20 protein-coding genes and 1 pseudogene are annotated in these 19,638 nt (G+C 48.6%); 4 read left to right on the top strand and 17 right to left on the bottom strand.

Annotation, left to right across the window (positions count from 1 at the left end; translation table 11 throughout):
* On the bottom strand, window positions 1-306 hold the full coding sequence (locus skT53_RS02035; protein WP_200760834.1) for a nucleotide pyrophosphohydrolase: 306 nt from the start codon (window positions 304-306) through the stop codon (window positions 1-3).
* Window positions 307-452: 146 nt separating this feature from the next.
* Here skT53_RS02035 and ylbJ point away from each other — a divergent pair, with 146 nt between their 5' ends.
* On the top strand, window positions 453-1,715 hold the full coding sequence (gene ylbJ / locus skT53_RS02030) for a sporulation integral membrane protein YlbJ (protein ID WP_200759546.1): 1,263 nt from the start codon (window positions 453-455) through the stop codon (window positions 1,713-1,715).
* A 224-nt stretch (window positions 1,716-1,939) separates the two neighbouring features.
* Here the strand turns inward: ylbJ and skT53_RS02025 are convergent.
* A pseudogene (locus skT53_RS02025) lies at window positions 1,940-2,516 on the bottom strand (undecaprenyl-diphosphate phosphatase).
* 119 nt (window positions 2,517-2,635) lie between these two features.
* On the opposite strand from skT53_RS02025, the gene skT53_RS02020 reads away from it, so the two are divergent.
* From skT53_RS02020 to skT53_RS02010, 3 genes are read left to right on the top strand one after another with little or no spacing between them, the layout of a single operon-like run.
* Window positions 2,636-3,682, top strand: coding sequence for a YkvI family membrane protein (locus skT53_RS02020; RefSeq protein ID WP_200759545.1), 1,047 nt, complete (start codon window positions 2,636-2,638; stop codon window positions 3,680-3,682).
* Window position 3,683: 1 nt separating this feature from the next.
* Window positions 3,684-4,376, top strand: a complete 693-nt coding sequence (locus tag skT53_RS02015) for a DedA family protein (protein WP_226375309.1) — start codon at window positions 3,684-3,686, stop codon at window positions 4,374-4,376.
* 39 nt (window positions 4,377-4,415) lie between these two features.
* A complete protein-coding gene (locus skT53_RS02010; RefSeq protein WP_200759544.1) occupies window positions 4,416-5,264 on the top strand; it encodes a YitT family protein in 849 nt (282 codons plus the stop codon).
* 12 nt (window positions 5,265-5,276) lie between these two features.
* Here the strand turns inward: skT53_RS02010 and skT53_RS02005 are convergent, their stop codons facing one another.
* The 15 genes from skT53_RS02005 to trpC all read right to left on the bottom strand — a co-directional run bounded on the left by skT53_RS02005 (window position 5,277) and on the right by trpC (window position 19,637).
* On the bottom strand, window positions 5,277-5,873 hold the full coding sequence (locus skT53_RS02005) for a DUF1405 domain-containing protein (RefSeq protein WP_200759543.1): 597 nt from the start codon (window positions 5,871-5,873) through the stop codon (window positions 5,277-5,279).
* Between the two features lie 73 nt (window positions 5,874-5,946).
* Window positions 5,947-6,699 (bottom strand): menaquinol-cytochrome c reductase cytochrome b/c subunit, encoded by a 753-nt coding sequence (locus skT53_RS02000; RefSeq protein ID WP_200759542.1) that lies wholly within the window; start codon window positions 6,697-6,699, stop codon window positions 5,947-5,949.
* A gap of 39 nt (window positions 6,700-6,738) precedes the next feature.
* Complete coding sequence (gene qcrB, locus skT53_RS01995; protein WP_200759541.1) at window positions 6,739-7,410, bottom strand: menaquinol-cytochrome c reductase cytochrome b subunit; 672 nt, start codon at window positions 7,408-7,410, stop codon at window positions 6,739-6,741.
* 19 nt (window positions 7,411-7,429) lie between these two features.
* On the bottom strand, window positions 7,430-7,969 hold the full coding sequence (locus skT53_RS01990) for a ubiquinol-cytochrome c reductase iron-sulfur subunit (RefSeq protein WP_200759540.1): 540 nt from the start codon (window positions 7,967-7,969) through the stop codon (window positions 7,430-7,432).
* A gap of 237 nt (window positions 7,970-8,206) precedes the next feature.
* Window positions 8,207-8,650, bottom strand: a complete 444-nt coding sequence (locus tag skT53_RS01985; RefSeq protein ID WP_200759539.1) for a DUF2487 family protein — start codon at window positions 8,648-8,650, stop codon at window positions 8,207-8,209.
* Between the two features lie 67 nt (window positions 8,651-8,717).
* Window positions 8,718-9,263, bottom strand: a complete 546-nt coding sequence (locus tag skT53_RS01980) for a YpiB family protein (protein ID WP_200759538.1) — start codon at window positions 9,261-9,263, stop codon at window positions 8,718-8,720.
* Window positions 9,264-9,568: 305 nt separating this feature from the next.
* Entirely contained in the window at window positions 9,569-10,975 is a 1,407-nt protein-coding gene (locus skT53_RS01975) for a helicase-associated domain-containing protein (protein ID WP_200759537.1), read from the bottom strand.
* A complete protein-coding gene (locus tag skT53_RS01970) occupies window positions 10,972-12,654 on the bottom strand; it encodes a DNA repair helicase XPB (protein WP_226375308.1) in 1,683 nt (560 codons plus the stop codon). Before skT53_RS01970 ends, skT53_RS01975 begins: the two co-directional genes overlap by 4 nt.
* Before the next feature lie 315 nt (window positions 12,655-12,969).
* Entirely contained in the window at window positions 12,970-13,500 is a 531-nt protein-coding gene (locus skT53_RS01965; protein ID WP_200759535.1) for a hypothetical protein, read from the bottom strand.
* A gap of 265 nt (window positions 13,501-13,765) precedes the next feature.
* A complete protein-coding gene (gene aroA, locus skT53_RS01960; protein ID WP_226375307.1) occupies window positions 13,766-15,088 on the bottom strand; it encodes a 3-phosphoshikimate 1-carboxyvinyltransferase in 1,323 nt (440 codons plus the stop codon).
* 14 nt (window positions 15,089-15,102) lie between these two features.
* Complete coding sequence (locus skT53_RS01955; protein WP_200759534.1) at window positions 15,103-16,212, bottom strand: prephenate dehydrogenase; 1,110 nt, start codon at window positions 16,210-16,212, stop codon at window positions 15,103-15,105.
* Window positions 16,209-17,033 carry a tryptophan synthase subunit alpha gene (trpA, locus tag skT53_RS01950; RefSeq protein WP_200759533.1) on the bottom strand — a complete coding sequence of 275 codons (825 nt, stop codon included), beginning with the start codon at window positions 17,031-17,033 and terminating at the stop codon, window positions 16,209-16,211. Before trpA ends, skT53_RS01955 begins: the two co-directional genes overlap by 4 nt.
* Window positions 17,030-18,217 carry a tryptophan synthase subunit beta gene (gene trpB, locus skT53_RS01945; RefSeq protein WP_200759532.1) on the bottom strand — a complete coding sequence of 396 codons (1,188 nt, stop codon included), beginning with the start codon at window positions 18,215-18,217 and terminating at the stop codon, window positions 17,030-17,032. The genes trpA and trpB overlap by 4 nt, the downstream gene beginning before the upstream one ends.
* Window positions 18,217-18,849, bottom strand: a complete 633-nt coding sequence (locus skT53_RS01940; RefSeq protein ID WP_200759531.1) for a phosphoribosylanthranilate isomerase — start codon at window positions 18,847-18,849, stop codon at window positions 18,217-18,219. Before skT53_RS01940 ends, trpB begins: the two co-directional genes overlap by 1 nt.
* The gene (gene trpC / locus skT53_RS01935; RefSeq protein WP_200759530.1) at window positions 18,846-19,637 is read right to left on the bottom strand and encodes an indole-3-glycerol phosphate synthase TrpC; all 792 of its coding nucleotides are present in this window, start codon (window positions 19,635-19,637) and stop codon (window positions 18,846-18,848) included. The genes skT53_RS01940 and trpC overlap by 4 nt, the downstream gene beginning before the upstream one ends.
* Window position 19,638 lies beyond the last annotated feature (1 nt).

Here is a 19,638-nt window from a genome sequence, read left to right as displayed (position 1 = left end):
TCACTCCTCTTTTTTCGTCCAACGGTTTGCATCTCTGGTTTTGAATTTGTGCATGACACTGCGGTGAGCCGCTTCCATGTCAATCTGCAAAGAATTCGCCAGACAAGTTAAACAATACAATACGTCCCCAATTTCCTCCGCGATACTGCTTTCTTCTTCACTTGCTTTCTTTTTTTTCTCGCCGAAACGATGGTTTACTTCCCGGGCCAGTTCGCCTAACTCTTCCGTCAATCGGACAATCAAACTCATGGGCGGAAAGTAACCCTCTTTTAATTGGGAGATGTGCTCGTCCACCTCTTTTTGCATGGCGGACAATGTTAATCGATTCACTCCTATCCCTCCGATCCTTGTACCAACATTCCACCATAAGAAGTGAGAATAAACAAGCCCTTTGCGAATATGAATGATACGGATAAGCAGTCCACCGCAAATCAAAAAGGAGTTGTCAGATTATGCCCGGATTACTTAAACGTTCCACAACACCGCTATTGGCCATTGTGGTGGTGTTCATGACCCTTTCACTCGTATTTTATCCGAAAGAAGGGTTTGAGGCAGGCGTGTCGGGGATGAAAGTTTTTTGGGAAGTGATAATTCCCTCCCTGCTTCCGTTTTTTATCCTGTCGGAGTTGCTGCTAGGTGCGGGAGTCGTACATGCGCTGGGAGTTCTGTTAGAACCGCTAATGCGCCCCTTATTTAGCGTTCCAGGAGTCGGGGCATTCGCGCTGTCGATGGGGCTGGCTGCCGGTTATCCGATGGATGCGGTCATTACCGCAAAGTTTAGAGAAAGCAAACTGTGTACCCGTGTCGAGGGGGAACGTCTGCTCGCTTTCACCAACACGGCTGATCCCATGTTCATGTTTGGCGGCGTGGCGGTAGGCATGTTCCGCAATCCGGCAATCGGCAGCCTGTTGGCGGCAGCACATTATATAGCCGCTTTTCTGGTGGGTATTTGCTTTAAACTCTACGGTCTCGGCAAAGATAAAGAAGCAGCTGTCGGACAACGGGCCACTGGCAATCTGTTTGCGCGCGCCTACAGAGAGATGATTCGCGCACGGGAGGAAGATGGACGTCCGTTTGGAAAACTGCTTGGCGACGCCGTGAACGATTCGATCAAAACGCTGCTGATGATTGGCGGGTTTATTATCTTCTTCTCCGTCGTCATTAAAGTATTAACCCTGGCGGCGGTAATTCCGCTGCTCGCGCTCCCGATTGTCGGTCTCTTCAATTTGTTCGGCATTGATTTATCGCTTGTCAATCCATTCCTGTCCGGTATTTTTGAGATTGATATCGGCTCGGCGCAAGCGGCAGTTACACACGCCCCCCTCATTCAACAACTGTTAATTGTTTCGTTTATAATTGCATGGAGCGGGTTGTCTGTTCACGCACAGGTTGCATCCGTATTGACAGGCACCGACATCCGCTTTACACCTTATGTGGTGGCGCGTTTGCTGCATGGCGTATTGGCTGCCGTGTTCACGGTGCTTCTGTTCAACTGGGGTGTGGGCCAATCCGATGCCAGCGTTTGGGCTCCGCTGCCTTCGACCATTTCCACAGCCGTTGCGGAACCTTCCACCGCTGCCCGTTGGCTGGCCTCATTAAGCGCTCTGAAAAATTGGTTCCTGCTGATTGGCGGCCTGACGCTCTTCTCCGTTGCCGTTTACTTGGTACGTAATGTACGCATCGTATTTTTCCGCACCCGTATGAATGAAAAATAAGAGAAAGATTGACGAAAATGATCGGCTGCCTCTTGCGAGGCAGCCGATTCCATTTTTGCTATGCGCCGTGTATCGCTTGCGCTCAGGAGACAGGGCAGGACCGTACATACAGGTGGGGAACGCAGATGTTGTTCGCTATCGCCCGGAACGGACGTGCGGGTACCGCTTACGTTGCATCTGTCCACAAAAGCGGTACCCACACGTCCACTTTCACTCCCGGTCAATCACCAATAACCTAAGAGCTGCGCCACAATGATGCCAAGCCCTAAAACCCATACGTATATGGCAAATCCTTTCAAACTGCCGCGTTGCAAAAGAGCCAACATCCATTTTACCGCCAGATATCCGGCAAGTGCCGCCACCAAGGCTCCAACTGCCAAAGGCAGCAACTGAACCGTTTCCGTGACTTCTCCCTCTACAAGTTTCGCCCCCTGAAGCACGATGCCTCCCAAAATAGCCGGCAGGGAGATTAGAAACGAAAAACGTGCCGCCTTTTAAATTGTCAGCCGTCCACAGAATAGCGCCGGTTAACAGGAATTCCCACCCAGGTATGGTACCAACGATGATCAGCCATGGTAAGCGGCTGAACGGCTGACGAACCATACCCAGAATATCCCGCCAGAATACAACCACGACGGCTAACAGCGTCCCCAGATGAAGCATCGTGTCCAAAAACAGTCCTGCTTCCGAAAGACCTGCTAGTTTGCGTGCCATTACCAGATGTCCTGTGCTGCTGATCGGTAAAAATTCGGCCACCCCCTGGATTATGCCTAAAAAAATCGATTTTGCCAGCTCTTCCATACGTCCCTCCTCAATCTTGGCAATTAAATCCCTTTATCAGTATATTGGGACTGCCATTTGGAGAGACATGCTTTTTGATTTCCTGACATAAACATGATTCTGAGAAGGAGGCGGACAACTTGCAAAAACAGCAAATCAAACAATCTCTCCAGATCGGCTTTACGTATATCGGCACGGTTGTTGGTGCCGGCTTCGCTTCCGGACAAGAAATTCTGCAGTTTTTTACCGTTTATGGAGAATGGTCCTATTTGGGGATTCTCATTTCAGTTTTGCTGTTCGCTTGGGTAGGCGGCAAGATGCTGCTGTTGGGCGCAAAATTGAAAGCCAATTCCTACCGCGAGTTGAACGCCTATTTGTTTGGCGAACGGTTGGCGTTATGGATCGACCTGTTTATGCTTGTTATGCTGTTTGGGGTTACAGTCGCCATGCTGGCCGGAGTAGGGGCATTGTTTGACGAAAATTTTCAACTCCCGTTTGAATTGGGAGTCCTGGTTACGATGGCCGCAACCTATTTCACGATCATGCGGGGAATGCAAGGCATTTTGGCAGCCAACACCATTATTGTACCGGTTATGATGACGCTCGTCTGCTTCATTTTCTTAAAAACAGCCTGGACGACAGGTATGAGAACGTCAACCGTGATTCCGCAACCTTCCGGATCCTGGCTGACTTCTGCCATTTCCTACGCCGCGTTCAATTTGGGATTAGCCTCTTCTGTACTGGTACCGCTGGGAAACGAAATTAAAGATCGAAAAACATTGGTTCTCGGCGGATGTGTCGGTTCTGTCGGCCTCGGGATCATGCTCTTGGGAGCAAATTTTGCATTAACTACACATTTTCCGACAGTTTTAAACTATCAAGTGCCTATGGCGTTCCTCATCTCCACATCAGGAGCACTTCTGCAGACTATATTTGTTCTCGTTTTATGGGGTGAGATTTTCAGCACTTTAATTGCCAATGTTTACGGACTGGGCAGTCAATTGATCGCTCCTTATCCTGCTGAAAAGGGCCCGTTGTTAATTGTACTGATCCTTACATCGGCCTTTTTTGTCAGCCAAATCGGATTTACCAAAATTGTCACCTATTTGTACCCGATTTTTGGTTATCTCAGTTTTCTCTTGATGACTCTCCTGCTTTGGCCGCATAATGTTCAAAAAAGATCGTGAGTTGTCCAAGGTACCAATTTGTGCTACATTAAAAGCGAATCTTGCACCTGGACAACCGGTGCTCTTTTTATATGGGACTCGGCTCGGGGAGGGGTGGCCCATCGAACATACAGTGTTGAATATGATCGGTGTTCATGGCTATATTGCCTTATTTTTATCACTCGTATTAGGCATTGTCGGGCTTCCGATTCCCGATGAAGTAATTATGACCTATGTCGGATTTTTGATTTCTCAAGAGCGAATGGTTTTTGGAATGGCTTGGTTGGTCTCCTTCCTGGGGTCGGTTACCGGAATGTCCATCTCGTATTCAATCGGCAGATTTGTAGGTCTTCCTTTTATCTATAAATTCGGAAGCAAATTGGGCATTAAACAGGCGCATTTGGAAAGAGTGCAGCGCGGTTACAAAAAATTTGGCCCTGCCCTCCTGATTATTGGCTATTTCATTCCGGGAGTTCGTCATTTAACCGCTTTCTCGGCCGGAATGAGCAACATGCCAATTCTATTCTTCATGTTCTACTCCTATATTGGAGGATTCATCTGGACCTTTACCTTCCTTGCGTTGGGTAGAATGTTAGGAACCCATTGGAATGTTTTATTTATCTATATGCACCGATATTTCTGGTGGATTTTGGCGGCCGCCCTCTTGTTGGCAGCTGTCCTCCTGATTTTTCGGTTAAAAAAAAAACCTTACTAAAGAAACAATCAGACCACCTCAACTGAAAGGGAAATCTTGATGCGGGAACTAAAAAATTGGCTTGGCATCCTCTTGGGCACCGCCATTTTGTCGTTTGGTATCAACAACTTCTTCCTTCAGAACGGATTGGCAGAAGGGGGATTCTTTGGAATCTCCCTGCTGTTGTACTACCTCTTTCACATTCAATTTGGTGTTACGTTTCTGCTCTTAAACATTCCGTTATTTTTTATCGGATACCGCATGTTTGGATGGCAATTTCTTTTGAAAACATTTGTCGGTGTAGCACTCGTCTCATTTTTCTCATTGGTTATACCGTCTGATATCACACCTGCATTATCAGACAAATTGCTGGCCGCGTTGTATGGCGGAGTCGTAAACGGAATCGGTCTTGGATTGATTTTTCGATTTGGTGCGACAACAGGCGGTTCTGACATCATTGCCCGAATTGTCAGTGCCAAATGGGGGCATTCGATGGGCAAGGTTTTGTTTACGATTGACATATTGGTCATCACGATTGTCGCCGCCATTCGGGGCACCACCATCGCCATGTATTCGTTAGTCGCTCTATTTATTGCCGCGCGAGTCATTGATGTGGTGATCGAAGGAGTCTCAGCCAGCAAATCGGCGATGATTATTTCCGACCGGGCTACCGAGATTGCCGCTATCATTCAGACGAAATTAGAACGCGGAACTACCCTATTAAAAGGAAAAGGCGGTTATACAGGACAAGAAAAAGATGTCGTTTACTGTGTGGTAAATCGTGACGAGATTAGCCGCGTCAAGCAGATCGTTCATCAGCTTGATCCGTTCGCGTTCGTTATCGTTTCCGATGTACATGAAGTTTTGGGAGAAGGATTTGCTTCTTTTAAAAATAAAACGACACACTGAGGGTGTGCCATTTTAACGGACAAATCTTGAGTTTGATTGAGCCTGTTGGCTGATTCCAAATGCCATAAAAATTGTCAGTAAGCTCAATAAAACGGTAAAAACAGCCACTTGCGATATAAATCGGTCATCTTCCAGATACGGGTGAACATGAAACACGTAATCGAAAAAATCATTGATCAAAAGCCAAGCAGCCCCCACCCAAACATGTCGGGTTCGAAACCGATACATAAACGAATACAGCAAAACTTCGATTGCCATCCCCGCATGTGAGACAATCAGCATGATATTCGGTTCGCTGATATATCCATCATCTATCCCGTACAAGAGCAGCACTGCCACACACCATACTCCATATTTGAAACAAGTCATCAAGGCAAGCGCTTCCAGGATCGGTGATGTCCTTCTCAACAGCCACACCGCCAGCAGCAAAGTGAACAACAGGGAGGCTGTGGGTGAATCCGGAACAAACGGCAAGAGCGGCCAAGCAGTTTCTGCCATCTGCTCCTTGTACCAATAGTAGCCGTAGACCGTACCCATTAAATTGATCCAAAACAAAATCCAAACAAATGAACGGCTTGTTAAGAGCTGCTTCAGTTGCGCCCGATACAAAAACTCCCCTCCCTCCATTACAACGATATGAAGAAAACTGGCCAATCGGCCAGTTTTTCTATAGTAAGTAGGTTTACTTCTGCTTTTGTTTTGCCAGCCACTGAGCCACTTTCACCGCGTCGTCTCCTTGCACTACGTTCGCAGGCATAATCGGCGGCTTACCGCTCTTGATAATTCCTTGAATCTGCTCAGCCGTGTATTTATTGCCCACACCCAACAGAGAAGGACCGACTTGACCTTTCAATTCAGCACCGTGACAAGCAGCACAGTTTTGAGCAAATATTTTCGCTCCCGGATCGTTCGGATCCACAATCGCCGTATCCTTAACCTGTGGCGCAGCAGGTTTTGGCGGGTTCTTAGCCAATGCCTCTTCATGCTGCATTCTCGCTTCATATGTAAGCCAACCCATGAACACCATTGCAATTACCATACCCCATGTGGCAATTGGCCGTTTCATCGGATGACGTGCTTTGCGACGATCCAGCCAAGGCGCCAAAAGTAGCAATGTGAACGCGATTCCCGGAATAACTACCGTTCCCAACCAAATGATTTCACCCGGAATATATTTCAGCAACTGATACAAGAACAGGAAGTACCAGTCAGGAACCGGGATAAATGAAGTGTCGGCAGGGTCAGCGACCGCCGTAAGTTCAACCGGGTTAAAAATGATCCAGAGAATAAAAGCTACTAGAATAACGGACCCAACGATCCATTCTTTTAACAAGAAGTTAGGAAAAAAGGGTTCTGTACCGCTCGTCGGCATGTCTTTAGGGCGGCGGTATCGAGGAACACCCGGAATTCTTTCTTTACCCGAATGGTCTGCCATTGATTTGCAACCTCCCTTAGTTATTGAAAATAATCATTTTTACATAGGACCCGCGATCGACTGTTTGCGGATCATAAAGAAGTGCAATCCCAATAACACAAGGAGAGCTGCCGGCAGGAAGAACACGTGAATCGCAAAGAATCGAGTTAATGTGACTGCACCAAGATCCGGTCCACCAACCAGCAACGTTTGAATGTAAGGCCCAATCCAAGGTACCGATGCGGCAATTTTAGCACCTACCGCAGTTGCCCAATACGCTTTTTGGTCCCAAGGCAACAGATAACCGGTAAAGCCAAACCCCATTACAACCCCGAAAATCAGAACACCTACGACCCAGTTCAGCTCACGCGGAGCTTTATAGGCACCCGTGAAGAATACACGAAGCATATGCAAAATCATCATAATAATGACCAAGCTGGCACCCCAGAAATGCATGCCGCGTACGATACTTCCCAACAAAACTTCATCGGTGATATACTTCACAGATTTGTAAGCGTTAATAATATCCGGAACATAGTACATGGCAAGAAACATTCCGGAGATAATCTGGGTCATAATGATCAAAAACGTTAATCCGCCGAAACAGTAAATAAATGCAGACATTTTATTGGCCGGATTGACGTGGGCCGGAACTTCATGGTCCGCAAGGTCGCGCCAAATCGGCGTTACCCCTAACCGCTCGTCGATCCAGTCATATGTTTTCTTCAGCATCTAATTGGCCTCCCTACAGCTATGCTTTTCTTTGACTAATCGGCCCCAATTTCACTTTACCGTTTTCAACCTGCACCGCATAAGCGTCTAGCGGACGAGTGGCCGGAACATTCGGTTTTGGTACGCCGTATTTGTTAAAAAAGGAACCATGACATGGACAATGGAAAAACCATTCGCCGTCTTGTGGAGGCGTCGGGTTGCCTGCTGCATCAGTCGAACCGTTCACCTGGCAACCCAGATGCGTACAAATCGGTGACATAGCGAGCCAACTGCCATCTTCTTTTTTAATAATCCATGCACTCAATTTTGCGTCCGACTCGTACCATCCATCTTTTTTGTGTACGGTGAATTCAACTCGTTTTGGGAGTGTTGTCGAAAAGTCAGCTTCGTTCCCAACTTCAACAAAATTCTTGGCGCCTGCCTTGGTAAGCGGATCCACTGCGAAGGGAACCAAGGGAGCCACGATTGCCGCCGTCATAAATGCACCTGTTCCACCCAATGCATACGATAAAAACTGGCGGCGGGAAAGTCCGTCTTTGCTGTTACGTACATCACTCATTTTACAAACCTCCCAGCCTTCTTAAGATAATCAGATTAGATGAATTCGAGCGGTTTCGACATCCGGATTTTGTACGTTATCATCTTACAGCCTGACCTATAGCGTGTCAAGACAACTTGTGCCAAATTCTCTAGCTTTATCCAACGTATTTAATGACGATGTGACCGCCTGCTAATAAAAGTATACCCAATTTCGGAAAACACCGTCATTTACCAAAGAGGTTTGTTCACAAAATTGTTAATTTTGGTTTTGCCAAAGCGCCACGATTTGATCCACAATCTGCTGCTCCGTTCGGTTCAAAACAGACACAGCAAGTGTTTGAAATTGCCGTTCCCGCAATCGCAAGGCCGATTGTTCCACCGCCTGGCAGACGGACTCCTGGCGATACAGGAGAACCGCCTTATCAGCCCCAAAATCTTTACATGTGAGCACTAAATGATAGAGGTAATCCGAAAATAACGAATCATTTCCTGCCCCCCCAAAAACCACTTCCGGAAACAGGTACAATCGACCGGCAATTCGTTGTTCAATCGCAGACGCAATCTGTCTGACTTCCCAAAGATCCTGTGCAAACCGTTCCGCTGCCGGCTCGCCGCCAACCGTCCCGATCGGTACGAGAACCGTATCAATATAAGGTTTTAGCTGTTCCAATTGTTCATTCGTAAGTTCCGTAATTTTCATTTGCCTCACCGCTTCTTTGTATTGAGGAAGTGATATTCTTTCCAATAGTGTAACAAAAAAACTGGGCTTAGCCCAGTTTCTGTAATTTTTTCAATTCATCTGTCAATTCGAAAAACAGTTGTCGGTTATTTTCTGCAAGTGAACGGTCTATTTGCTCGTATAGTTTTTCAATTCGACATTTTCGAAGCACGTGATCAAGAATCATTTCTGCCTGCAGTCCAATTAAAGCATCGGTCTCTTTGGTATCCACTTGTACATTGGTTTCCAAAACAGCCGCATACTCCGGACAAGTACTCTTGTCTTTAAAAAACAGCCCGATATAAATATCTTCCTTTGGATTGTTGTGGATGTCGAGAAACGCTTTTTCCACATCCGAGGTGACACGCCGGTTCTTATAAAATTTAAACGGAGTCATCTGGACACACTTAGTCGACATCAAAATGGTCTTCGGAAGATTTTTGAAGTTATCAATGAAATGAACCATTTCCAAAATGTGATCGTTGGAAGCGAGATACTGCAAAAGCCACTCCGCTTCCTTGTTTTGCAACTCATATTTTTCCAGAAACCACTTGATAAAACCTTTCTTTTCCGCAATATTGATTACTTCGCCCACCGCCGTTCCCTCCTTACCTATGACCTGAGGAATTGACAGCCACACTTTTTACAAAACCTTCACCAAACTTTAGGAATATTCTTTGAAATATTATATTCGGCGAAAGCGTTATGTTTTCCTCTTTTTTTCGGTCAAAATTTTGTAGAAATTTATAGAAATATGTCACATTTAACAGGTTCATTCCGGTTACATTTATTTTACTCTATTCCTTTTGTGTATGACCAGAGGGAAACATCAGGAAAAAAACAACCCGGCAGCAGTCGCCGCCGGGTTTGATCCCTTATCGATTGTTCTGAAACAGCCGATCAGTTCGAGTGTCTTTGATACTCCTCACTCCAAAATTGAATCATCCTTTTTACATTTGACGGCACCAGATCTCCCGAATGTCGATTCAGGAACTGAATGATCGTCTCCGCTGTCCAACCGTTTTTAAATGCATGGCCGACGCTTTGTTTGGTGATTCGGTAGACTCTCATCAGATCGGCTCGAATCAGTTCGCTAAACTGGTTTAATTCCCAGACCATACGGCCAGCCTCCACTGTCGGCAACAGAATGTCAAAATTCGGATGGATGACGAGAGCCGTTTCCTGTTCATATGCGGAACCGTCAGACTCTTCCGCCATATTTTCCATGAGCAGCAGTTCGCTTCCTAATTCGGACAATTTGACGACATCCCTCCCATCAGCCGTCTTCCCGTAACAAAGCAGCCCCAAGTTCACCATCATCTGGTAGATCCGTTTCTCCATGACCTGCTCTTGACTGTCGTAATAATACTCGCTCACATAAGGAGCCAGCAGCCGATTGACAGACCGCACAAAAGTCCAGTTGGACTGCACCGCCCGCGCCAACGCAGTGACAACAAACGGAAGCCGCGGGATCGGTCTGCGGTACAAGAGCCGCCAAAACTTAAACAAATCGACGAGCTTGTCCTTGTTTGTCCGGTTCAACCAATCTTCGGCAGCGTCCGTTAGCAGCAAGTTTCCTTCCGGATGTTCCTCAATCAAGCCGCGGCTGTAACAATAATCATAGAAAAGTGCAAACCGGTCCGGATAATCATGGAACCTTCTACCGTAACCGAATCTCCAACCTTTTCCCTGCAGTTCCTCCTTCATTTCAAACGTATCCAACAGCGTTTGCAGTTGACGTTTAAAAATAACGCCATCCTGTGTCAGTTTTATATCCTGTTTCTTGACAAATGAAAGGAACTGAGCCATATCCCGTATAATCGCAAATTCATCATACCGGTAAACAACGGGTGGCGAATCAGCAAACTCCAACTGCGTCTGCAATTGACGCGTGATAAATTCCTGCAGTTTCTTCAGTACGTCTTCCGGCACCACATAGGCATTGTGGCCGCCTCTGTTGGACAGACGATAGAGCCATCCCTCCCGCAACAGTTGGTTAATCAGCTGTTGGTCGCATGCAGCATCTTTTTCCGTCTTGTTCGCAATCGCGCGTTTTACCAACGCATGCAGTTCTTCTTTGGAAAACGATTGCCGTCTGTCCATCGTAATTTGCAGCAATGTTTCCCGATATTCTTCGCTGCAGATGTCGACTACATGCTCCTCAATAAAAGTACGATTGTAAAAATGCGTCATAATCGCTTGCATGAGGGAATTTTTTGAACTCCGGTGACAATCAAATTCGTAAGTTTCCGCGATTTTGCGGAGCGCGTCGATATCGGACAGATTCAGGCATTCGCTTAACCTCATCTCACTGCACCTCCGGTAAAGTCGAACGATTCTTCCGCGTTGATCCACTGGTATTCATAACCCTGCTCAATTAAAAAAAGCTGCCGGTGCATAGCGCGTTCCTGTTCATAACTGTCTCTGGTCACAATCGTGTAGAAGCTGGACCGGCCTCCATCCCGGTTGGGCCGAAGCAAACGCCCCAGACGCTGCGCTTCTTCCTGTCGGGAACCGTAGGAACCGGATATTTGAATAGCAACATTGGCATCCGGCAGATCGACCGCCAAATTGGCCACTTTGGAAACGACCAGTGTGGAAAGTTCTCCGGATCGAAACTTTTCATAGAGATCTTCCCTTTTTTTGGTCGGTGTCTGGCCGGAAATGCAGGGGACGTTTAGGTCTGCCGCCACTTGCATCAATTGATCCAGGTACTGCCCGATAATCAGTACCCGATCTTTCTGATGCAAACGAAGCAACGACCGAATCGTCGCAAGTTTGTTCGGATTTTCTGCCGCAATCCGATATTTTTGCCGCTCTGCGGCTGACAAATATCGGGTACGAGTTGTTTCGTCAAACGGCACGGCTACTTCAAAACAAACGGTTTCCGCAATCCACCCCTGCTGCTCCAACTGCTTCCAGGGCAGATCGTATTTTTTCGGGCCAATCATCGAAAACACTTCTGTTTCAGTACCATCCTCGCGAACCAATGTGGCGGTCAATCCGAGCCGCCTGGTGCCCTGCAAGTCGGCTGTCAATCGAAAGACAGGCGCTGGCAGCAGATGTACTTCGTCATACACGATAAGGCCCCATTTTCCTTCGTTCAACCGCTCATAGTGGGGAAACCGATTGCTTTTCTGATAGGTCAACATTTGATACGTGGTGATGAGGACCGGTTTTATCTGTTTGCCGTCTGTCGTATATTCGCCGACCCAGTCGGAAGGAATTTCGCACTTATCCAAAATTTCACGCCGCCATTGGTGAACGGCCACCACATTGGGAACCAGTATTAGCGTGTGCTGTTTGACCGCAGCCATGGCGGCTATGCCAACTACGGTTTTCCCCGCTCCACATGGCAAAACTACCACACCGGATCCCCCTTCGTCGCCGCCGGACAGAAATGCATTTACCGCTTCCATTTGATAGGGCCGCAGGGAGAAACGCCTGTCATCCGTCAAATGTTCCTTCAGTTTCACATGCAAATATTCACCTTGCACATATCCCAACAAATCCTTTACGGGGTATCCGTGCTTGGCCAACAGCCGTTTCACTTCTCCCCGCATCGATTCTTTTACCAAAAGGGATTCGCTGTCGTGGTTGCTTACCAGCTTGCGGATTGCTGGAAGCTGCCCGATTACCTTAACCAACTCGGGATCCCCTGTCAAAACCGTTTGCCCGTTCCTCTTTTCCAGCACCACCCGGCCATATTTTCCCGTTTCCTCGACAATAAACGTCTGTACGTTAAGCGGAATCGGATAGCGGCTGTAGGTTCTCATCGTTTGCAGAATAAATTCGGCAGACACGCCTGCTGTCGACGCGTTCCATAGGGAAATCCGGGTAATTCGATACGTATGGAAGTGCTCCGGGCTTTTTACCAGCTCGGCAAATCGCAGAATCATATCGCGAACCGTTTCAAAAAAAGGGTTGTTTACTTCCAACAAGAGCGTGAGGTCACTTTGCACAATCAACGGTTTGCCGACGGTCACGGTTGCCCCTCCTCGTACAAATTTTGGCAAGTATAGTATTTGTCGCGCCACACTTTTCATGCAAATGTAGCGTGAAGCAGACGCATCCGCTCTCCGCTTAGCATCGGGGCTAGAAAACGCATTTCGTAACGTGTAAGGTCCGCACTGCGTGAAAGCTAACGTCGAAGGAGACAGGGTTTCGGTCACACGGTAAGAGAGCCGTTTATGCATGTGCCGTGCAGATGGCAGTCCTGTCTCCTCAGCGCAAAGCTATTTACAAAGGCAGAAAAAAAAGAACCGCTCTACGCGATTCTCTTCTTGCATTCATTCGGTTATTTACGGACGGCTTTGAAATCGGCGTTCAGAAGGGATTCGTCTGACTGTGAAATCCTTATGGTCGTCATAATACATCCAGATTCCGGTCAGATAACAGCCGCACAACAGAATGGTGCCGATCAGATCGACCCATTTGCCGTAAAATCCAACCAGTATCATCGGATGTGTAACAATCGATAGCCAGCCTGACAAATAAAGAGTCCAATAGGTGTCCCAGGCACTGCCAAACACCCATTTATATAAAAGAAACAGAAACAATGGGATATGTACCAGCCCGGTCGAGACTAAAGCTGTTTTGACGATCGAATCCTGCCCGAACCGACTCGCGTGCAGATAACCAATGAACGCCATGGTTACAGCTGCCAGTGTGCCGAGCGCCAACACGGACAGATCACCGATTTTGGATGCCAACGGAGACGCGCCAAGCCATTTGTATATTAAATAGGGAAGCAAAAAAATTTTGAGGAGAATCCAGCCGCAAATTACAAACTGCGCTCCGAACGCTTGCCAGAATAAACCGCGACTACCCATGCTCCCCCTCCTTGTAATGTATAGGCAATGCGTACTTTGTCCTATTTCCTTTAAGACAAGTGTATGAGTAAATCTTGCGGAACATGATAGAACGATACATAAAAAAGTCCGCCCATAAGAGCGGAAAAGATAGGAGTGGAGAGAAACCAGAACTCAAGTCTTACAACTTTATAATACCGGACGACCAGAAAGTCTGTCAACTATTTTTTCACAATTTAGAAAAGTCAATTCGTTAGAAAAATTCCTAGTCGATCACCGTTTTAGATCACTGTTTGCACATATCCGCAAATACGTCAAAAAAGTTGGGAAATGTCTTTGAAACACAGCCGGGATCTTTGATTTCCAGTCCTTCTATTGTCAATCCAAACAAGGAAAAAGCCATCGCCATCCGATGATCGTCGTACGTATCGATTGCCGCAGGTGTCAACTGCTTAGCCGGTTCAATTCGCATTCCGTCTTCCCACTCTTCAACTGTTACGCCCAACTTGCGAAGTTCGGTAACCACCGCATGTATGCGATCTGTCTCTTTAATGCGGATATGGCCAATGTTCCGGATCGTAGTGGGGGACGAAGCAAAAGGAGCTACTGCAGCCAGCGTCATCGTCGTATCGGACATTTCGTTAAGATCGACATCAATCCCGGTTAACACCTGTCCGTCCTTTTTTTCCACTTCAATAAAATCGGCTCCCCAGCGAACTGTGCAGCCCATCTGTTCCAATAAACCGGCAAACTTGGCGTCGCCCTGCAACGAATTTTGCGTCAGATTCGTGATTTTCACTTTTCCTCCTGCAATCGCCGGAGCTGCCAAAAAATAAGAAGCGCCCGATGCATCCGGTTCAATGATATATTCACGTCTCTGATACATCTGGTTGCTGACGCGGTACGATGCGTTGCCTGTCCGCTCGACATGCACGCCGAATTGTTCCATCATCCGTTTCGTCATGTCAATATACGGTGCGGACAACAGTTCGCCGCTGACTTCAATATCAACCGGATTTTTCGCGTAAGGGGCGGTTAACAAAATGGCAGATAAATATTGTGAGCTTTTGTTTCCTGGAATCGAAACGCGGCCCCCTTGCAGTCCCTTCGCTTCGATTCGTACAGGCGGGCAGCCGGTTTGCTGCTCCGATTCGATTCGAACACCCAACGTCTGCAACGCGTCGATCAAATCCTGAATCGGCCGCTGCCGCATGCGGGGGATGCCATCGATTCGGAAAGAGCCCTGCTCCGCCAAAGAAACGAAAGCGGTCAGAAATCGTGCCGCCGTTCCGGCATTGCCAACAAAAAGTTCCAGCAAGCCCTCGTGTTTCGGGATTTGACCGCCGGTTCCCGTTACAGCCACAGTTCGGCTTGTTTCGTCAATCTCCAGTTGATAGCCGATTGTCTGCAGACAACGCATGAAATAATGGCTGTCATCACTAAACAATACATTGCGCAAAACACTTCTGCCTTCCGCCAAAGCGGCAATCAACAAGGCGCGGTTTGTAATGCTTTTCGATCCGGGAATTTCAACGGTAGCGTTGAGCGGTTTGTGAACCGGTTCGATTTTTAAAATTTGATTGTCCATGTATGCCTTTCCACTCCCCATCCGACATGCCTCTTTCATTCAAGGGCAAATACTTTGTAGCCAAGCTCCTGCAGTACGCGCAACGCCTCCCCCTGTTCGCTGCAGGAGGCAAACGACAACAGCAGCTGACCGTTGATCTCTTCGCGGTTCTCCAGGATCGTAATATTTCGCAAATTGATCTGATGCTGGCCGAGAACGGTAGTAACGTTTGCAATAATACCCGGTTTGTCTTCCACATCCAGCGCGATCTCATAATAATTGGCGGCAGCGCCTTTCGCTTTCGCCGGCAACGCATCCCGCCAGTCTCTCGTCCTCGTAAAAAACGATTCCATGTTTGCCACATCTGTCGATTCGATCCATTCGATCCACTGTGCAACCCGGTGATTCCAGTCTTTTAACAGCTGCAAAATCGGCTCTTTATTGGTGAGAACAATATCCCGCCACATCACCGGACTCCCCGATGCGATACGGGTAACATCGCGAAAGCCGCCTGCCGCCAGCTGACTGTAGAGCCGATTTTCAAGATCCAAATCGGCCACCTGATCGACCAAAAGTCCTGCCACCAGGTGTGGAACGTGACTGACTGCCGCCGTAATCCGGTCATGTTCAAGCGGATCCATGAAAAGGACATGGGCTCGAATCTGTTCAAACGTTTTACGGAGCGTTTCCACGGCAATCGGGTCCTGGCCAGGAGACGGCGTCAAAACATAGACCGCATTTTCAAACAGTCTGGGGCTTGCCGCGAGAACTCCCGTCCGTTCGGAACCGGCCATCGGATGCCCACCGATAAAAGAAATCCCTTCCGGCATGCGATTGTGGGCAAATTCACAAATCTCCTTTTTCGTACTGGCTGCGTCGGTCACAATGCATCCTTTTTTGAGAGGCAGCTCGGCCAGTTTTTCCAACAAACTGATTGCCTGCTGCACCGGTACTGCCAATATAATAAGATCGGCATCCGTTACCAACTCTTCCAAACTGTCTGCCGCATGATCGATAACGCCAAGAGAAAGCGCCTGCTGCAGACCCTGCCGGTCCACATCCACCGCATGAATCTGGTTTGATACCCCGTGTAAGCGAAGTGAAAGCGCCAGTGAGCCGCCGATTAATCCGCAGCCCACAATCGCAATTTTGTTAAAATGAATCATCCCCGAAGCGGCTCCTTTAACGATGCAACAAAATCTATTACAGCCTGATATGCTTTATCAATCTCCGCTTGCTCACATTTCGCGATTGCATCTGCCAGCGGTTGGATGCGCCGAATAATGGCGGAACCCACAATTACGCCGTCCGCGAATTCACGAATCACAGCCGCCTGTTCCGGCGTACTGACACCGAACCCGACTGCCACTGGCACCGTCGCAGCTGAACGCACGTCCGTTACAAAAGCGGACAAGCCTTCTGACAACTCGTTGCGCACGCCGGTTACGCCCAGTGACGACACACAGTAAACAAATCCGCTCGCTTCTTTCACAATTTGGGCAATCCGTTGTTGACTGGTAGGAGCTACCAACGGCACCAGGTCAATACCGTATCTGGCTGCCGCCTGTTTTGCCTCCAGACTTTCTTCATGCGGCAAATCAGGAATGATAACACCGTCTGCTCCGTTTTGTTTTGCGGTTTCAAAAAAACGTTCGATTCCCCATTGCATGACAGGATTTACATAGGTAAACAGGATCAAGGGAAGTTTTACACCCGCTTGCCGCAAACGGGCTACAAGCGAGAACGCGTCCTCCATTGTGGTGCCGTTTGCAAGCGATCGCAGTGCCGCCTCCTGAATAACGGGTCCGTCCGCCAACGGATCGGAATAAGGAATGCCCAACTCGATAATATCGGCGCCCGCTTGTTCCATATCGCGGACCAGGCGTTCTGTCCATTCCAAACTAGGGTCGCCCACCGTAATGAACGGAATGAACGCCTTTTCCCCCTTTGCTTTCAATTCAGCGAAAACCGTTTCGATGCGGCTCATTTCTCCACCCCCAAATAGCCCATCACGCTCTGCATATCTTTGTCGCCGCGCCCAGACAAGCAGATCACGATACCGTAGTCTTTCGGCAATGCAGGAGCGATTTTCAGCACATGAGCCACCGCATGTGCCGACTCCAGCGCCGGAATAATTCCCTCAACGTAGGCCAATTCCTGCAGCGCTTGCAATGCTTCCTGATCTGTGACCGACACGTATTGAGCCCTGTTGGAGTCAGCCAAATGCGCATGCTCCGGCCCGACCCCCGGATAATCAAGCCCAGCCGAGATGGAGTGAGCAGGCAACACCTGCCCATATTGATCCTGCAGAAGCATCGTCAACGCCCCGTGAATGACGCCCGGTCTGCCTTTCGTGATAGAAGCGGCATGCCGCTCCGTATCCACCCCTTCACCGGCCGCCTCGACGCCTGTCAGCTTCACAGATGCGTCCTCAATAAACGGATAAAAAATCCCCATCGCATTCGAACCGCCCCCTACACAGGCAACGATTTCATCCGGCAAACGGCCCTCTTTCTCTAAATATTGCTGGCGTGTTTCGTCGCCAATAATACGCTGGAAATCCCGCACCATCATCGGATAGGGGTGCGGTCCAACGACCGAACCGATAATGTAGAATGTGTCTTCGACATGTTCCACCCAGTGGCGAATCGCTTCATTTGTTGCATCCTTCAGCGTACGGGTGCCGGATACGGCGGGCACCACGCTCGCGCCCAACAGCTTCATGCGAAACACGTTCAGTTCTTGCCGTTTAATGTCTTCTTCACCCATAAAAACAGTACATTCCAGGCCCAGCAAAGCTGCGATCGTTGCTGATGCCACACCATGCTGGCCCGCTCCTGTTTCGGCAATCACTTTTTTCTTGCCTGTATATTTGGCAAGCAGCCCTTGCCCTAACGTATTGTTGATTTTATGGGCACCCGTATGGTTCAAATCTTCCCGTTTCAAGTAAATTTTTGCGCCACCCAATTTTTCCGTCAGGTGTTTGGCGAAGTAAAGCGGAGTCGAACGGCCCGCATACTCGGTCAGCAATTCCTGCAATTCCCGCTGAAAATTCGGATCCTGCCGGTATTTGTAATAATCCTGTTCCAACTGGTCAAGCGCGTTCATCAACGTTTCCGGCACAAACTTGCCGCCGAATTTGCCGAATCGTCCCTTATTATCCGGATACATCAGCTTTGCTCCCTCACCTTCTGTATAAACAAGTTCATTTTCTCAATATCTTTCACACCGTCTGTTTCCACACCGGATGAAACGTCCACGCCGTAAGGACGGTAGTTTTTCACAAGCTCTCCCACATTCTGGGCAGACAGGCCGCCCGCCACCAAAATCGGGATATTTGGCAGCAGTTCCCGAAAACGATCAATCGCCTGCCAATCGAAAGTCTGGCCGGTGCCTCCTTTTGCGCCTGGCTGGTAGGTGTCAAGCAGAACCGCATCCACCGCCGTTTGAAAATCGGCGATCTGCCCGTCCGTCCCATCCGATTTGACGGACCAGGATTTCCAGACCGGTTTGCCTGATGCAGCCCGCAGTTCCCGGCAAAAATCGGGTGATTCGTCACCGTGCAGTTGAAAACCGTCTAATCCGGCCTGCTCGCCGATCGTCAGCAATTCGCGAAGCGTTGCGTTGACAAACACGCCAATCCGCTTGGGTGTTTGAACGCCTGCGCACAAATCGGCAACCTGCTCCGCAGTGACCCGTCTTTTACTCTCGGCAAACACGAATCCGATATAGTCAATACCGGCTTGCGCAGCGCACTCTACTGCCTCTTTTGTCATCAGTCCGCAGATTTTGATTTGGGTCATACTTCCGTCTTCCTGCCCAATAATTGATCAATTGCGGACGGAATCGAATCGGCCCGCATCAGCGATTCGCCGATCAGCACAGCGGACGCGCCTGCCTGTCTGACGAATTGAATGTCATGATATGTGAAAATGCCGCTTTCCGATACGAGAAAGGACCCTTCCGGCAGCTGTTTCGCCACTTCAACCGTAGTGTTCAGGTCCACGTCAAATGTTCGTAAATCCCGATTGTTCACACCGATCAAGCGAGCTTCTGCCGCCAATGCGCTGGCCAGTTCCTGCCGGTCATGCACTTCAACAAGCGCATCCAATCCCAGATCGGCCGCCAGGGATTGAAAACGGCGAATTTCATCAACCGACAAGATCGCCGTGATCAAAAGAATCGCATCTGCTCCCAGCATTCGGGCCTCATAAATTTGCAGCTCGTCGATTATAAAATCTTTCCGCAGCAGAGGAAGTCCTACTTCTTTGCGGATTTCTCCCAAATAAGAGCCACTCCCCTGAAAAAACTGCTCATCCGTCAGTACGGAAATGGCGCTGGCACCCGCCGCTTCATATTGCTTGGCGATCGCCACCGGGTCAAAATCAGGGCGAATCACCCCTTTTGAAGGAGACGCTTTTTTCACTTCGGCAATCAGAGCAACTTCGGTTTGCGCCGATCGAAGCGCATTGATAAATCCCCTGGTCGGCGGCAACCCGGCAATCTGGTTTAACGCTTCCGAAACGTTCAGCGACTCGCGCAAGCGAGCCACTTCCTGCCGCTTCACATCAACAATTCGATCGAGAATCAAA

This window comes from Effusibacillus dendaii, assembly GCF_015097055.1.
GTDB lineage: Bacteria > Bacillota > Bacilli > Tumebacillales > Effusibacillaceae > Effusibacillus > Effusibacillus dendaii.
This window is presented reverse-complemented; position numbering and strand designations above follow the sequence as displayed.

What these genes read in the sequence shown, in the direction of transcription:
- skT53_RS01975 (WP_200759537.1), bottom strand. Translation starts at nt 10,975, where the DNA reads ATGAGGTTAAGCGAATGCCTGAATCTGTCCGATATCGACGCGCTCCGC.
- aroA (WP_226375307.1), bottom strand. Translation starts at nt 15,088, where the DNA reads ATGGGGAGTGGAAAGGCATACATGGACAATCAAATTTTAAAAATCGAA.
- skT53_RS02035 (WP_200760834.1), bottom strand. Translation starts at nt 306, where the DNA reads ATGCAAAAAGAGGTGGACGAGCACATCTCCCAATTAAAAGAGGGTTAC.
- qcrB (WP_200759541.1), bottom strand. Translation starts at nt 7,410, where the DNA reads ATGCTGAAGAAAACATATGACTGGATCGACGAGCGGTTAGGGGTAACG.
- skT53_RS01965 (WP_200759535.1), bottom strand. Translation starts at nt 13,500, where the DNA reads ATGGGTAGTCGCGGTTTATTCTGGCAAGCGTTCGGAGCGCAGTTTGTA.
- ylbJ (WP_200759546.1), top strand. Translation starts at nt 453, where the DNA reads ATGCCCGGATTACTTAAACGTTCCACAACACCGCTATTGGCCATTGTG.
- skT53_RS01990 (WP_200759540.1), bottom strand. Translation starts at nt 7,969, where the DNA reads ATGAGTGATGTACGTAACAGCAAAGACGGACTTTCCCGCCGCCAGTTT.
- skT53_RS01940 (WP_200759531.1), bottom strand. Translation starts at nt 18,849, where the DNA reads ATGACCCAAATCAAAATCTGCGGACTGATGACAAAAGAGGCAGTAGAG.
- skT53_RS01955 (WP_200759534.1), bottom strand. Translation starts at nt 16,212, where the DNA reads ATGATTCATTTTAACAAAATTGCGATTGTGGGCTGCGGATTAATCGGC.
- skT53_RS01985 (WP_200759539.1), bottom strand. Translation starts at nt 8,650, where the DNA reads ATGAAAATTACGGAACTTACGAATGAACAATTGGAACAGCTAAAACCT.
- trpA (WP_200759533.1), bottom strand. Translation starts at nt 17,033, where the DNA reads ATGAGCCGCATCGAAACGGTTTTCGCTGAATTGAAAGCAAAGGGGGAA.
- skT53_RS02010 (WP_200759544.1), top strand. Translation starts at nt 4,416, where the DNA reads ATGCGGGAACTAAAAAATTGGCTTGGCATCCTCTTGGGCACCGCCATT.
- trpB (WP_200759532.1), bottom strand. Translation starts at nt 18,217, where the DNA reads ATGTATCCGGATAATAAGGGACGATTCGGCAAATTCGGCGGCAAGTTT.
- skT53_RS02000 (WP_200759542.1), bottom strand. Translation starts at nt 6,699, where the DNA reads ATGGCAGACCATTCGGGTAAAGAAAGAATTCCGGGTGTTCCTCGATAC.